This is a genomic window from Paenibacillus fonticola DSM 21315, from assembly GCF_000381905.1.
GTDB lineage: Bacteria > Bacillota > Bacilli > Paenibacillales > Paenibacillaceae > Fontibacillus > Fontibacillus fonticola.
Genome location: NZ_KB907245.1, coordinates 72,223 through 86,089, shown reverse-complemented (window position 1 = coordinate 86,089; position 13,867 = coordinate 72,223). Strand labels below are relative to the sequence as shown.

Below are 13,867 nucleotides of genomic sequence, written 5' to 3'. Positions count from 1 at the left end.
GCAGCTTGCCCGAAGCCAAAGCCAGGCTAGCCGCAGGATAAATGCAAGGCTATTATATAACAAGCTACTAACAAGACTAGTGGCAAGGATAAGTACAGGACTAGTAGCTCTCAGGTATATCCGGAAGCTGGCGTACATAGCTGTCGGACAAATGCAATAGATCCAGTGCACGGGTATATTCATTTTCCGTTGTCAGCATCCGTTCGTTACTGTCTGGGGTAAATGGATAATGATTTCCGTCGCCGTACTCAACGCCAGGAATGAACAAGGCTTTGTCATTCAGGAATGATCCTGAAGGCAAATAGTACCGCTGCGGCAGCAAATTATAGGACTGATTGAACAAGTCCTGACCGAAATGGAGCTGGTTATCGAGGGAGATACCCAGCAAATTAGTCAGCGTAGGTAAAATATCCACCTGCCCGCCGACCGTATCCATTACGGCTGGTTCGGATATATTTGGCGCTGAAACGATCAGCGGAATGTTGATCATATCGATATAGCTGTACTCTTTGCCGTAGATTTCCTTCATAAGCTCCAGGCCTTGTTTGTCCAGGGAGTACATGGGCAGGCCGAGATGGTCGCCGTAGATCATTATAATGCTCTCGTCCCAAATGCCTCTTTGCTTCAGGTCTTCGATAAATTCACCCAAAGCGTGGTCTGCGTAATTTTGCGACTGGATATAATCTCCGACCATATTGTCCTGATACCGCTCCGGTAAGGGTAACGATCGTTTATCATCCGGCAGAGTAAATGGATGGTGCGCTGTCATCGAAAGCACATGAGCATAAAATGGCCGATCGGCATCATGCATTTTTTGAATTTCTTCGATTGTTTTCTTATAGAGCACCTCGTCAGAAGGACCAAAGAATACAGTATCGTCACTGCCAAAAAACGTTTTATCATAGAACCGGTCAAATCCGAGGGCGTCATATAACGCACGTCGGTTCCAGAAATCAACGACATTAGTATGGAAAGTGGCGGTATCATAGCCATGAGCCTTCAACAGCTTCGGCAAACTCGGCAGCTGCTTCGATGCGTAGTTTTGCGTTGCCGCTTCGTTATATGGAATATAAAACGACGTATTGACAACGAATTCGGCATCCGAAGTATTCCCCTGACCGACCATTTGATAAAAATGCTTAAAATAAGTGTTTTCCCGGGCAAGTTTGTTCATCGTCGGCGTCACTTCCTTGCCGCCAACTTTAAAATCAATCAGGAAGTTCTGGAACGACTCCATTTGAATTATAATGACATTTTTGCCTTGGTCTGCCCCGAAATATGCAGGTTCCGCAACAGGGGCAGTGCCTTTGATTTTATTTATTTTTGCCTGCGTAATTTCTTTCTTGTTCGTCAGATCCTCGTCCTTGCTTTTGAATATGGCGTAGGTTTCATAATTGAGAATGCCCATTTGCTCCGCCTGTTTGATTTCATTCATAGTAGCCCGGTTCGGCCAAATATTAAAAATACAGAGAGCAACCGAAACCGCGAAGATCACCGCCGCCACACTCCCGCGAATACGGTTTAAGTTGAACAAGCTTTTTAGCTTGTGGGCCCGTTTTTTGCGCATCAGCCAGAAGCCGAGCACGACGATATCCAGAAATATTAACAGGTAGTGCGGGCTGAGCAGTGAAAATACGCTGTTCTTAACCGCTGTAACCTGATTGACCTGCTGAAGGGCGTGATAAGTAACAAAGACGCCGTAATATTTATAATACATAATGGCAGCGAATAGAACTGCTGTGATAATAAAGTTGACGACGAGATAAATGCCGATTTTCCGCTTAGATGAGAACCATTCAATCAAAGAGAAGGCGGCCCAAATAAAAGGGATTTCCTTCAGCAGAGGGCCCCATGGCTGTGCGCCGTCGAAAATAGCGAACCAGGCGATATAAATTTTAAGAATCATAACTATGGAAAAAAAGACAAACGGTTTTGTATTGGATAATCGGATACGAGTAATCAAGGACACTCTATTCCCTTCCTTTCAAAAATATAGCTCGAGCGCAGATTAATGTCCGGCTTACACTCCATTTACACAACTATATAAATACTTTAATATAATACCTTATATTACGGTGAGATGAAAATTACGTAAATGTTAGCTATTTATTGACTAAAGGGCGTAAAGGCAGTTAAATCGCGCCTGATAATCGCAAAGGGATAAATTTGATACCGTACGGAAAACGAAGGAGGAGCCTGGGATTTGTCCCGGGGCTCCTCCTTTTACAGACTCCTAAAGATCGACAAATAATGTTAATATTTTGCTTTTTTGAAAAATATGTTTTTTGGCATCATAGGTTATGATAGTGTTGAACAGTAGAGAGAAGGTGAACATATGGCTTTCAATGCACTAAAGGAAATGGGCCGGCGCACCAATCGCCCCAAGGTAAGCGGGGAACTGATGGACATTATCGAGAACCTTCGATCAGAGTTAATGAATGCCGCGGGAAATAGCAGCTTTAGTAGTGAGACGGTGTTGGAGCTAAGTCAGCGTCTCGATAAATATATTGTGCTTGCGCAGAATCAAATGCTGGGCAAAGATTTTACAGCAGGAGCTGCAAGTGCATCATGTATGAAGGAATGTACTTCTTCTGAATACCGCTTTGGATCGACGCTATAGGCATTCGCATGCTCGGCTCCGTCTACAAGCAGCAGTCTTTTTGGCTCTGGCTTATGTTCATAAAGGTCTTTGCTCATGTGAGTAGGTACGTAGCGATCATCTGTGCCGTGAACAAATAGAACAGGCAAGGAGCTTTGTTCGACCGCTTTAAGCGGACTTACCTGTCTTAGCCTGAAGCCCGCTTTTCGTTCCATCTGCCTGTCGATCAGGGGAAGGAGCGGAAATGCGGGCAATTTATTTAGCACCCTTAATTGATATGACATAAGCTCGGTCAAATCGGAATAAGGGCAATCTGCGATTACAAATTTAACATTAGGGTGAGCGATGCTGAGGTACTCCAATACGGTTCCGCCCCCAAAGGACTGGCCATGCAGACCGATCGTAATCTCGCTCCCGTAATTTTCAAGCAGCCATGTCACCCAGGTCTGCACATCGTATTTTTCATGGTAGCCATAGGTCGTGTATTTACCTTCACTGTTCCCATGCCGGCGCTGATCGATGAGCAGGATGTTAAATCCCTCCTCCTGGAACATGTCCACATATTGGGCAGATACATGCAGCGATACGGTGTATCCGTGAACGATGATCATCCACTGTTTCGAGTCAGGTCTCGTGTGCAGGATGTAACCGCATAATGTAAGGCCATCCCTGGAAGTAACCTTAACCTCTTTTTTATCAAGCAATTCAAAGCGCTCACGGGAATATATACCGCTTTTCTCCAGGTAGCCAAAAATACTTTCGTATGTCTGCAGCTTCATTTGAGTCATTTGGCGAAAAGCGAAGCGTGCCACAAGGCTGGCGCCCAGCAGCACAACCAATATGACAATAAGCAAAATGGTGAAAATCATCAGCAGGTAACCTCCTAATTTTCCTTCCAAATATTCTCTATGTCACTATAGTATCACCGAAAAGAGGACAAGAAAATCGAAGGATTTTCATTTTTTGAACCATGATTTAAAAATATGTCAGTTATTTTTTCTTTGACTCGCCCTCCTTGTTTATGATTAGCTATATACGGATCAACAACAATCATGAATATCGCATTGCGAGCTGTTCATTCCCCTGAAGGCTGGGGAGAAAGGAGGGCTATAAGTGTACAGATGCGGGGGATACATACCGGTGATCGAAAGCGAGAGACTTCGGCTAAGGAAAATGGAGTCTTCGGACGCAGAGCGGATGTTTCAATTTTGGAGCGATCCGGAAGTGGTCAGGTATATGAACATTCCGCCGTTTGCCTCGGTGGAGGATACGCTGGAAATGATCCATTTGCTTAATGGTCTTTCGGAAAGTGAAGACGCGCTCCGCTGGGGAATCGAGCTTAAAGAAGAAGGGCGATTGATCGGCAGCTGCGGTTTCAATGTCTGGGAGCTGTCGGGGGCTTACCGCGGGGAAATTGGGTACGATCTGGGCCAGGAATATTGGGGTTGCGGATATATGTCGGAAGCGCTGCGCATCGTGCTGTCCTACGGCTATCAGACGATCGGCTTAAATCGGATTGAGGCGCTCGTTCATCCTGACAACAAGGCTTCCAAGGGACTTTTACAAGCGTTTGATTTCACAGAGGAAGGGCTGCTTCGCCAGTATCAGAAGACGGAGGACGGATTTGTCGATTTGCTGATGTTTTCGCTGTTAAGACAAGAATATTACTCAGGGGGGAAGGCATGGTAACTCAGGCACGGCAAGATAGACGATTTCCGCTGGAACGGCTAGACCCTCTCAGCAAGCTTATTGTGCTGCTCTGTCTAGCGATATTGGCGATGGAATCGGATAATCCGCTTCACCTGGCGATAATGCTGCTGTTGGTCATGACTGCGGCAAGATGGGGAGCTGGGATGAGCGGGGGGCGGCTGTACAAACGAACGCTGTTTATTACCGGCTTTGCATTGCCGTTGTTTGTGCTCACCGCTTTATCCGCCGCCGCTGGCGAGTCCTATTTGTCTCTTGGGCCGCTTACTGTAACGGCGGGGGGGCTGATCCATGGAGCGGGGGTTGCGCTGCGCATGGTCGTATTGTTTCTTTCCTCACTCATTTATATCGAATCTACAGATGCTAAGGACTTCGTAGTCATTATGGCGCAGCGGCTGAAATTGCCTTATCGCTTTTTATTTGGGGTGTCTATCGCGCTGACGTTTCTGCCGCTGCTGGAGGCAGAAGCAAAAGTTTCCGGAGCTGCCCGGAAAATTCGGGCTGGACGAGCTCCGCGAGGTATGGCCGAGCGGATTCAGATGTGGCGCGGCCAAATGTTTGCGATCTTTGCCGGGGCGATCCGGCGCGTTCAGCAAACGGCCGGAGCGATGGATTCAAAGGGGTTCGGGGCATACCCGGAGCGCACGTATCTTCGTGAAGTACGGATTCATCCAGGCGGATATGCGATTTCCGGCTTCAGCGTCATGGTTCTCGTAATTTTGCTGCTCTTGTAAGAGTATTATCAACTGGTTTTTGCAAAAAAGTCTTGACGTATTTTAATTGTTAACCTAAATTAATCTAAGTGGTTAACAATATGCGAGTGAGAGGAAGATTACATTGATGAAAAACAATACAAAGAGAAAGGCATTTGCTGCTTTCACGACGATGGATATCGTGCTGATGGCGATGCTTGCTGCCGCAAATGCTGTGATGACGGTATATATGTCCCCCGTCAATCAGGCGCTGAACAGTGTCGGGGGGCCGATTGCCACCTCGACAATTACCGGTCTCTATATGGTTTACGGACTGCTTGCTTATTATATTATTCGCAAGCCGGGGACAGCGGTCATTACATACAGCATCGGTGCGGTTGTCCAATCCTTTATGGGAACGGCATACGGCCTTCCGGCATGTTTTGCCGCTGCAGCATGCTATATGGTTATCGCTGAAATTATTTTTGCTATATTCAAATACCGGAATTGGGGATGGTCCGTGCTGCTTCTCGCGGGTGGAGCGATGGTGCCTATTTGGTTTTTTGTGGCGGCTCAAATGTTTGGCTATACGGTGTGGGGAATGGATATTTTGCTTATCGCCCTCGTCGTACGCACGATCAGCGGCGTCGTATTATGCGGCTTGTTGACGAAGCTGCTGGGCGACGGCCTGGCGCGCAGCGGTTTGCTTCGCCGCTTCGCCGTCAGCGCCAGGAGCTGATGGCTGAATGAAAGGACCGGCTATTGAACTGCAAAATGTCACGTATAGGTACGAGCCGGAGGACGCTGCGGCAGTTGAGGATGTATCGATCACTGTGCAATCTGGTGAATGGCTTGCAATTACAGGCTCCAGCGGAAGCGGCAAGTCTACATTGGTCCAGCTCCTTAACGGCTACTTGCCCCGCTCTGGCGGCGGTGAACGCCAAGGAGCCGTGCTTGTGGACGGGTACGATCCGGCTGAGTCCGATATCGCGGAAGTCGTTCGGCGTATCGGCATCGTGTTTCAGGACCCTGATGCCCAGCTGGTTCAGGGGCGGGTTGAGGACGAGGCAGCCTTCGGCCCCGAGAACTTGCGAATTGACGTGCCCGCGATCGAGCGGCGGGTAACGGATGCTCTTGCCGCGGTTGATCTCGCTGAGCGGCGGTTTGACAGCGTCCATACGCTGTCAGGCGGCCAGCGGCAGCGAACGGCAATCGCGGCAGTGCTGGCGCTGGAGCCGCCGGTGCTGGTGTTCGACGAGCCGGTGGCCAGTCTGGACGCAAGGTCCCGGCGGCGGTTCCTTGCGCTGCTGCGCCAGCTGCATAGCGAGGGGCGGACGCTTATTACGGTGTCCGGCCGGCTGGATATGCTGGCGTCGGCGGCCCCGCGGCTCATCGTGATGGACGGCGGCAAGGTGGCCATGGACGGCCCCGCGGCTGAACTCACCGGCGCCAAGCGCGCGCGGCTGATCGAGCTGGGCGTTCTCCCGGCTGTGGTGGAGCCGCAGGACACCTCGCTGCAAGCGAACGCCTGCGCATTGCAGCAGGTGGGGGGCCCCGCCGCACCGGCAGCGAACGCCCGCGCATTGCCGCAGGCGAGTGCCTACGCCGCACTGCAAGCGGACGCCTGCGCATTGCCGCAGGCGGGTGCCTACGCCGCACCGGCAGCGGACGCCCGCGCATTGCCGCAGGCGAGTGCCCCCGCCGCACCGCACGAGGGCACCTGCATGGCAAGCGGAGCTGCCGGGGCCGCAATGACTGCAAACGCAGGTCCTCCGGCAGCCCGGCAGGATGCCAAAGCATCGGCATCTCATCAGGATGCAAAGGCATCAGCGGCCCAGCCGCTATTACAAATTTCCGGACTGACCTTCGCCTACAGCAAGACTGGCCCCACCATTTTGAGTGATGTGAATGCAACTTTGGCAGCAGGCGAGTGGCGGCTGCTCTGTGGTGAGAACGGCTCTGGCAAGACGACGTTATCACGTTTGCTGATGGGGCTGCTGTCTCCTCCGCACGGCACAATATGGTGGCGGGGAAAGGATGCCGCCACCATGAAGCTGTATGACCTTGCAGAAGATATTGGGTATGTCTTCCAGCAGCCGGAGCATCAATTCGTCGCCGCTACTGTAATCGAGGAACTGCTGTACGGCTCGCGCTTTACGCTGCGTTTGGCCCCGGGGAAGCCGGTGCCAGAGCATATCGACAGGCGGGCGCAAGAGATGCTGCAATGCATCGGGCTGGATGGGCGGGAGCAGGATTCGCCTTACCTGCTTAGCGGTGGAGAGAAGCGGCTGCTTAGTGCGGCTGCAGCGATGATGCTGCCGAAAAAGCTCTACATTCTTGACGAACCTACAGCGGGAGCTGATTATAAGGGAGCTAATGCTCTTGCGGCTTTGTGTAGGCGCGCGGTTGCGGATGGCGCTGCGGTCATAATTGTTACCCATGAGCCTGAATGCTTTATAGGTGAGGATTTATCGGTTTGGACGATGAAACAGGGCAGACTGCATATGTAGTCTGCTTCCTTTTTATAGTGGCTTCCCTTATACTATTAGCTTACAGGCGTTCATTTTCATAGAATAAGAAAGCATGTTCTAGGAAACTTCCCATGGGTCAAGAACGCGTGCGAGTAAGTTATACGAAAGGAAGTCATCTTCTTGAAGACAGATTTGAAACGCAATTACATTCTAGCTGGCTTGCTTCTGTCCACTTTCCTTGCCGCAATTGAAGGCACGGTGATCGGCCCGGCTGGTCCGCGGATTGTTGGAGATTTAGGCGGAGTGGCTTTACTCAGCTGGGTATTTACTGCATATTTGCTAACTATGGCCGTTTCTACGCCGATTTTTGGAAAAATGAGCGACTTGTACGGTAGAAAGCCCGTATTTATTATCGGGTCTTTATTATTTTTAGCAGGATCACTGCTATCCGGACTCTCGCAGAGCATGGAACAGCTTATTGTGTTCCGTGCGCTGCAGGGGATCGGAGCCGGAGCGCTGATTCCGGTTACCTTTACTATCATCGGCGATATTTATTCCATCGAGGAGCGGGCCAGGGTTCAGGCTTTAATGAGCTCGGTGTGGGGCATATCCTCCCTCGTAGGACCGCTGCTTGGCGGCTATGTCGTAGATACATTCAATTGGCGCTGGATTTTTGGTTTTAATGTACCCTTTGGTTTGTTGTCTTTGTGGTTCATCATAAAGTATCTGCAGGAAAAAATTGAAAAACGTAATGTGAAGGTTGATATTAGCGGCGCGATAACTTTTACAATAGGTGTAACAGCACTTCTCTTCGGGCTCGCTACGGGCGGGCAGCAATTCGCCTGGACATCCCCATGGCTAATAGGTATTTTAGCCGTTGCCGTCATTTCGCTAATTCTGTTCCTAATCGTGGAGAATCGGGCTGAGGAGCCCCTCGTGCCTCTCAAGCTGTTCCGCATCAGGGATATCGCATACTCGAACGTTGCCAGCTTGCTTGCAAGCGCATTGCTGATTGGTCTTACTTCTTATTTACCGCTATGGATTCAAGGGGTACTTGGCAAAAATGCAACGATGTCCGGCCTTATCCTTGCGCCCATGTCCATAGGCTGGTTATTCGGCTCCGTTTATGGTGCGCGCTGGATTATTAGTAAAGGATCCCGCTATACATCCCTGATCGGCATGGTGTTCATTGCTATTGGCGCAGCAGGAATCGGCTTTGTGACGGAGGAGACACCAGTGTATATGATGCTGCTTTCAAACGCCATCTACGGGGTGGGCTTCGGGCTCTCCTTCACGGTGTTCACGATCATCGCCCAATCCTCCGTAGGCTTCAGCTTGCGCGGGGCCTCGACCGCACTGAACACATTTACCAAATCGATTGGCCAGACGATCGGCGTTGCCGTATTCGGCACTTTAATAAATTTGCGGATTGTCGCGCAGACAGCTTCCGGAACAACCTCCGGTCTGCAGGTATCGCAAGATGACATTAACAATTTGCTTTCTCCAGAGAAAGTCCACCTGCTGCCTACAGAGCTGTGGAACGAGCTGAGGCACGTACTGCAGAATAGTCTGCATGCCCTGTTTATCGTGATGGCTGTACTGGCGGTGATCGGAGTTGTTTCTGTGCTAGGTCTGCGGAATCGCGCTCCGGAAGCTGAAGAAGAAGGGAAGACTAGCGGCATCAGTAATTAGCAGTACCCGTAATTAGAGGTCGCAAAAAATGAACATTTTGGGTAAATGGTGATTAAATTTAAAAATGGCATATAAGGATAAAAGCGGTGATTAAGGATAAATAGCAATTGAAGGCATATAACAATTAGAGGAAAACAACAATGTATAAAAGTAACACCAATTGGCGCACCTTAAAGAAAAGGAAGGTGTTACAATGAATGAAACATGGAATGTGAGCCAGGATGCTCTGGTGAACGCTTGGCAAACGGAGCTCCCGGAGTATCTTAATCCGGGGGACACGGCCGTAGTCCGGGCTGATCTTGCTAACCCCCACAGTCTGCGGGTACATATCGATGTGGAGGGGCGCCAGGATTATTCATTTGACTTCCAATGTTCTTATATGGATCGGCGGGAAGTGCAGGTTAACCTGGTCGATGTGGAGCGGGAAGGGCAAACCGTCAACGAACGCTCAGAGCAAGTGCAAAATCTTGCCGAGGATTATGTGCGGCATATTCATGAATGCGCTCAAGCGCTGCACCGCATCACAAATCCGACTTAAGCTCCGGCTGCCATGCATCTATTACAAAAAAACTTACAAAAAACAGGCTGCTCCATCCCAACTTGGGAAAGGGCAGCCTGTTTAGCGTCTAATACTGCATATGCATGTTATTTACGGACGAGCGGTGCAAGCTTTTCAGCTTCACGCCCCATTTTTTTTAACAAAGTAATCATCAGCTGTTTCTCTTCACTATCCAGCCCGCTGAGAGCATAGTCAATTCTCTCGGAGAATTCCGGATAGAGCTTATTCATAAGCTCCTTGCCCTTCGGAGTCAGTTCAGCAAAAATGACCCGCCGATCCCTTGGACAAGGCTGACGCTGCAGAAAGCCTGCCGCCTCCAGCTTGTCGATGACATAAGTGACATTGCCGCTTTGCAGCAGCAGCTTGGCCCCGATTTGCTGAATAGGCTGGGGCCCCTTGTAGTAGAGCACTTCCATAACAGCAAAGGCTGTCGGGTTGAAGCCTTGAATTTTGCTTCCCGTAACGGCATGCTCATTGACACTTTTGAAAGATTTGGCAAATACCCGGTATAAGTGCAGTGATAAATCGGTTCCGCGTTCCTCGGTCTTCAACATCATCATCCCGCCTTAATCTATATTTGGTTGAGGCCATACAAGTAGAATCCTGCAGTGCATTCTGGTACACAATTATTGCTCCACAGTTATGATGTTAGGGGATTACCGATTTTTTAAAAATATAATTTATCACAATTTGCGGTATTCATATTTAAAACATGAATTAAAATTGAAAAGTTCATCGTTTGTCCAAAACTTGGGACGCAAGGTGTCCTTGTTCGTATATATTTGTAAATAAATAGATTCGGAAAGGGATGGGGTTTAATGGAGACATTGCTTGAGGCCGATATCAACGAAGCGGGTTATGAGCTTGGGGATCCGAAAATTCATGACATATCCCTGGCGGTCTGTCCCGGTAAGCTGACGGGATTAATCGGAGCGAACGGGGCAGGCAAGAGCACGATACTAAAAACGATACTGGGGATAATTCCTTATGCGGAGGCCTCTGTCCGGTTCATGTCTGGCAGCGGTCAATACGCATATATTCCGGAGCACCCGGTATTTTATGAAAATCTAACCTTATGGGAGCATCTCGACTTGGCTGCCGCCGTTTACGGGCTGAAGCAGGATGACCTGGAGACGGAAGGCGAGCGGCTGCTGCAGAAATTCAGGATGGCTGATGTGCGGCATCATTTGCCGGGAGGCTTCTCCAAAGGAATGAGACAAAAGATGATGCTGATGATCGGCTTTTTGAACCGTCCTAATATTTATATTGTGGACGAGCCGTTCATCGGTCTCGATCCGAGAGCGATGAAGGATTTTCTGGGGCTGCTGGAGGAAGAGCGGCAGCGAGGGGCAGGGATTCTCATGTCGACGCATGTGCTCGATACGGCGGAGCGGATCTGCGATGATTTTATCATGATCTCACAGGGAAGGATTGCTGCCCGGGGAACGCTCGATGAAATTCGTTCTGCAGCCAGCCGCCCAAAGGCTTCGTTATTTGATTGCTTTGATGTCTTGGCTGAATAATATGCAGGGAGGGGGGAGCAATATGTCTGGTAGAGATAGGCACCGAATCTCAATCCACAGCCACTTCATGGGGCGCTGGAAAGATCATCTGCGCGATCAGTATGGCGTCGTTCGTTCCGTAGTCGATTTGGCAGTTCTGCTCTATATCGTCATTCCGGCTCTGCTGATCTTTGGACGGGGCAGCTATAGCTTGTGGCAGGAGGAACTGCCAGGATGGCTCGTTCAACTGCCGTATGCGGTTATCCCGGTGTTGTTATTCATCGTTATTTATACCGGGGGCGGTTTAATGACTTATCAGGAGGCCGCAGACGTCATGTTCCTAAGGCAAAGCAGGAAGTGGAGGAGGGGCATCATCTACCGGGGTATTTTGACAAGCCTTTTGACACAATGGCTGATTTTGGGGCTGGCCGTCCTTGTTCTTTTGCCCGTGCTGCTTCGCGTTTATTCACTTGATGGAATCGAAATTATGCTCTTATTTTTCATGGGGGCGGCTGTTAAGGCGGTTGCCATGCTAGGCAGCAATATTATAGGCATTTTAACTGCGGGTTGGAGAAGGGCGCTGCTCGGATTGCTAGTTGTGGCTGGATTGGGAGCCGTGTTTATCACCGGGGCGTTCATGTTGAGACAGAACTCGCTGGCAGCTTTAATTCTAAGCCTGGCCTTCTTGGTTATAGCTGCCTGGCTGGTCCTTATCAGAATGCGGATCAAAGGGAAATTTGAGGCGGAGATTCGGATGGAGGAATTTGAGAAGACGAGGCTGACGGGGATGGTGCTATCCGGAGCCGTGAGCCGCCCCGAAAAGGTTAGAGCCCGGCCGTGGCTATTCCGCCGTTCCAACCCGGTGCTTCAATCCCGCCATCCCGAAGACAAGGTTGCCGTGGCGACTATGAAATCGTTTTTTCGCGGAAGAGAGCTTGTGTTGTATACCCAGTTTACGGTTCTTGGCATTGTGTCGGTGATTGTTCCGCCGTTCCCGGCGAATGCCGTGGTATTCACATTGCTGATTGGACTGCTATATTACTGGATGAACGGGTACCGGAAATTTTTTATGGGAAGGGAGCTTATGGCCATACTGCCATTAAAACCAGAGCTGAAGCTTCGTTCATCCCTGCTTGGCAATTGGCTTTTAATGCTGCCAGGCGTCATTTTTATTAGCGCTGGCCTGGGTGTCTCCCTATTTCGCGGGGGTTGGGGCATAGTCCTGGCAGTTCCGGCTGGGGTGTTCATGGGATTGCTCTTTTGGTTAGGGAGGATGCGCGGACGTGAAAAAAGGGAGTGAGCCTTCGCTTCACTCCCTTTTCCCGGCATGATGACCCGCAGTGTAGCCGGTCGTAAAAGCAGCCGTAATGTTGTAGCCGCCGGTATACCCGTGCACATCCAATATTTCTCCGCAAAAATACAGTCCCGGCATGAGCTTGGAGCCCATCGTTTTCGGATCGATTTCCTTCAAATGCACGCCGCCCCCCGTAACAAAAGCCTCCTCAAAGGACCGCGTTCCGGTAACCTGCAGCGTGAAATTTTTGAGCGCTTGAATCCAGTCCTGCCAAGGCGTTTTGGGCAAGTGCTCGTAAGTGATATCCTCCGGCAGATTAGCGCGCTTAAACAGCAAGGGCAGCAGCCTTTCGGGGATCGTGCCTTTGAACACATTTTTGAGCGCCTTTTTCGGTTCGGCTGCGGCCAGCTGGCGCAAATGATTCTCTAATGCCCCCGGCTTCTGCTCCGGGAATAAATCGATGGACATCGTAACTTGGGATACGTTGTGCTTCTTCTTAACTCCGCGGATAAATCCGCTGCAGCGCAGGGCGATCGGTCCTGACAAGCCAAAGTGCGTGAAAATCATATCCCCTTGGTGGGCTACGACGGTTTTTCCTTTCGGATCAAGCAGAGAAAGCTTAACATTTCGCAGGGACAGACCCTGAAGCTCCCGGTTCGCAATAAAGGGCTCCTTGGAGACAATCGGCGTTTCCGTTGGATAAAGCTCTGTGATCGTGTGGCCCGCTGCTTCGGCCCAAGGATATCCATCCCCGGTGGACCCGGTATGGGGCACCGATTTACCGCCCGTAGCTACAACGACGGCGTCTGCGCGGACGATTTCCCCGGAAATCAACTTGACGCCATAGGTCCGGCCCTCCTTGTAAATAACCTCCTGAACCGGGTGATGCACAAGCAGTGCGACACCAAGCGACTTGGCTTTGCCGATTAAAGCATCAACGACGGTTTTGGCTTTGTCTGAGACGGGAAACATTCTCCCGTTATCCTCCTCTTTCAGCGCGATGCCAAGCCCTTCGAAAAAAGCGATAATATCGCGGTTGCTGAACAAGGCAAAAGCGCTGTGCAGAAACCTTCCGCCTCCCGGTATGTAAGTAATGAGCTCGTCGATTTCCTTAGCATTCGTAACGTTACAGCGTCCGCCTCCAGAGATGCCGAGCTTGCGTCCGAGCTTGTCCCCTTTGTCGAGCAGGGCGACGGTCGCTCCTTGCTGGGCCGCGGCAATCGAGGCCATCAAGCCCGAAGGCCCGCCCCCGATAACTACAACATCATATTTTTTCATAGTTCTAATCCTTTCATTTACAAATTCTGAACAGCGATCAACCATGTATGAACAATATATTTCTTTAAACATG

At 50.3% G+C, this 13,867-nt stretch carries 13 protein-coding genes; 9 read left to right on the top strand and 4 right to left on the bottom strand.

Annotation, left to right across the window (positions count from 1 at the left end):
- Window positions 1-100: 100 nt before the first annotated feature.
- A complete protein-coding gene (locus G358_RS0100360) occupies window positions 101-1,969 on the bottom strand; it encodes an LTA synthase family protein (RefSeq protein WP_019635205.1) in 1,869 nt (622 codons plus the stop codon).
- A 366-nt stretch (window positions 1,970-2,335) separates the two neighbouring features.
- Between G358_RS0100360 and G358_RS34215 the strand changes: the two genes are divergently transcribed.
- A complete protein-coding gene (locus G358_RS34215; RefSeq protein WP_084662603.1) occupies window positions 2,336-2,620 on the top strand; it encodes a Spo0E family sporulation regulatory protein-aspartic acid phosphatase in 285 nt (94 codons plus the stop codon).
- On the opposite strand, the gene G358_RS29210 is transcribed toward G358_RS34215, so the two are convergent.
- Window positions 2,524-3,468: an alpha/beta hydrolase gene (locus tag G358_RS29210; protein ID WP_019635204.1), complete on the bottom strand. Its 945-nt coding sequence runs from the start codon at window positions 3,466-3,468 to the stop codon at window positions 2,524-2,526. The genes G358_RS34215 and G358_RS29210 overlap by 97 nt on opposite strands.
- A 244-nt stretch (window positions 3,469-3,712) precedes the next feature.
- Between G358_RS29210 and G358_RS0100350 the strand changes: the two genes are divergently transcribed.
- The 6 genes from G358_RS0100350 to G358_RS0100325 all read left to right on the top strand — a co-directional run bounded on the left by G358_RS0100350 (window position 3,713) and on the right by G358_RS0100325 (window position 9,699).
- Window positions 3,713-4,288 (top strand): GNAT family N-acetyltransferase, encoded by a 576-nt coding sequence (locus G358_RS0100350; protein ID WP_019635203.1) that lies wholly within the window; start codon window positions 3,713-3,715, stop codon window positions 4,286-4,288.
- On the top strand, window positions 4,282-5,040 hold the full coding sequence (locus G358_RS0100345; RefSeq protein WP_019635202.1) for an energy-coupling factor transporter transmembrane component T family protein: 759 nt from the start codon (window positions 4,282-4,284) through the stop codon (window positions 5,038-5,040). Before G358_RS0100350 ends, G358_RS0100345 begins: the two co-directional genes overlap by 7 nt.
- Before the next feature lie 106 nt (window positions 5,041-5,146).
- Complete coding sequence (locus G358_RS0100340; protein WP_019635201.1) at window positions 5,147-5,737, top strand: ECF transporter S component; 591 nt, start codon at window positions 5,147-5,149, stop codon at window positions 5,735-5,737.
- 7 nt (window positions 5,738-5,744) lie between these two features.
- Entirely contained in the window at window positions 5,745-7,508 is a 1,764-nt protein-coding gene (locus G358_RS29205) for an ABC transporter ATP-binding protein (protein WP_019635200.1), read from the top strand.
- A 153-nt stretch (window positions 7,509-7,661) separates the two neighbouring features.
- Window positions 7,662-9,161: an MDR family MFS transporter gene (locus tag G358_RS0100330; RefSeq protein WP_026341972.1), complete on the top strand. Its 1,500-nt coding sequence runs from the start codon at window positions 7,662-7,664 to the stop codon at window positions 9,159-9,161.
- Between the two features lie 193 nt (window positions 9,162-9,354).
- On the top strand, window positions 9,355-9,699 hold the full coding sequence (locus G358_RS0100325) for a hypothetical protein (protein ID WP_019635198.1): 345 nt from the start codon (window positions 9,355-9,357) through the stop codon (window positions 9,697-9,699).
- Window positions 9,700-9,806: 107 nt separating this feature from the next.
- Here G358_RS0100325 and G358_RS0100320 read toward each other — a convergent pair whose 3' ends face one another.
- On the bottom strand, window positions 9,807-10,274 hold the full coding sequence (locus G358_RS0100320; protein ID WP_019635197.1) for a MarR family winged helix-turn-helix transcriptional regulator: 468 nt from the start codon (window positions 10,272-10,274) through the stop codon (window positions 9,807-9,809).
- A gap of 264 nt (window positions 10,275-10,538) precedes the next feature.
- Between G358_RS0100320 and G358_RS0100315 the strand changes: the two genes are divergently transcribed.
- Together G358_RS0100315 and G358_RS0100310 are read left to right on the top strand one after the other, a co-directional pair.
- On the top strand, window positions 10,539-11,243 hold the full coding sequence (locus G358_RS0100315; RefSeq protein ID WP_019635196.1) for an ABC transporter ATP-binding protein: 705 nt from the start codon (window positions 10,539-10,541) through the stop codon (window positions 11,241-11,243).
- Between the two features lie 22 nt (window positions 11,244-11,265).
- Window positions 11,266-12,522 carry an ABC transporter permease gene (locus G358_RS0100310; protein ID WP_019635195.1) on the top strand — a complete coding sequence of 419 codons (1,257 nt, stop codon included), beginning with the start codon at window positions 11,266-11,268 and terminating at the stop codon, window positions 12,520-12,522.
- A gap of 9 nt (window positions 12,523-12,531) precedes the next feature.
- Here the strand turns inward: G358_RS0100310 and G358_RS0100305 are convergent, their stop codons facing one another.
- The gene (locus tag G358_RS0100305; RefSeq protein ID WP_019635194.1) at window positions 12,532-13,794 is read right to left on the bottom strand and encodes a BaiN/RdsA family NAD(P)/FAD-dependent oxidoreductase; all 1,263 of its coding nucleotides are present in this window, start codon (window positions 13,792-13,794) and stop codon (window positions 12,532-12,534) included.
- Window positions 13,795-13,867: the final 73 nt, after the last annotated feature.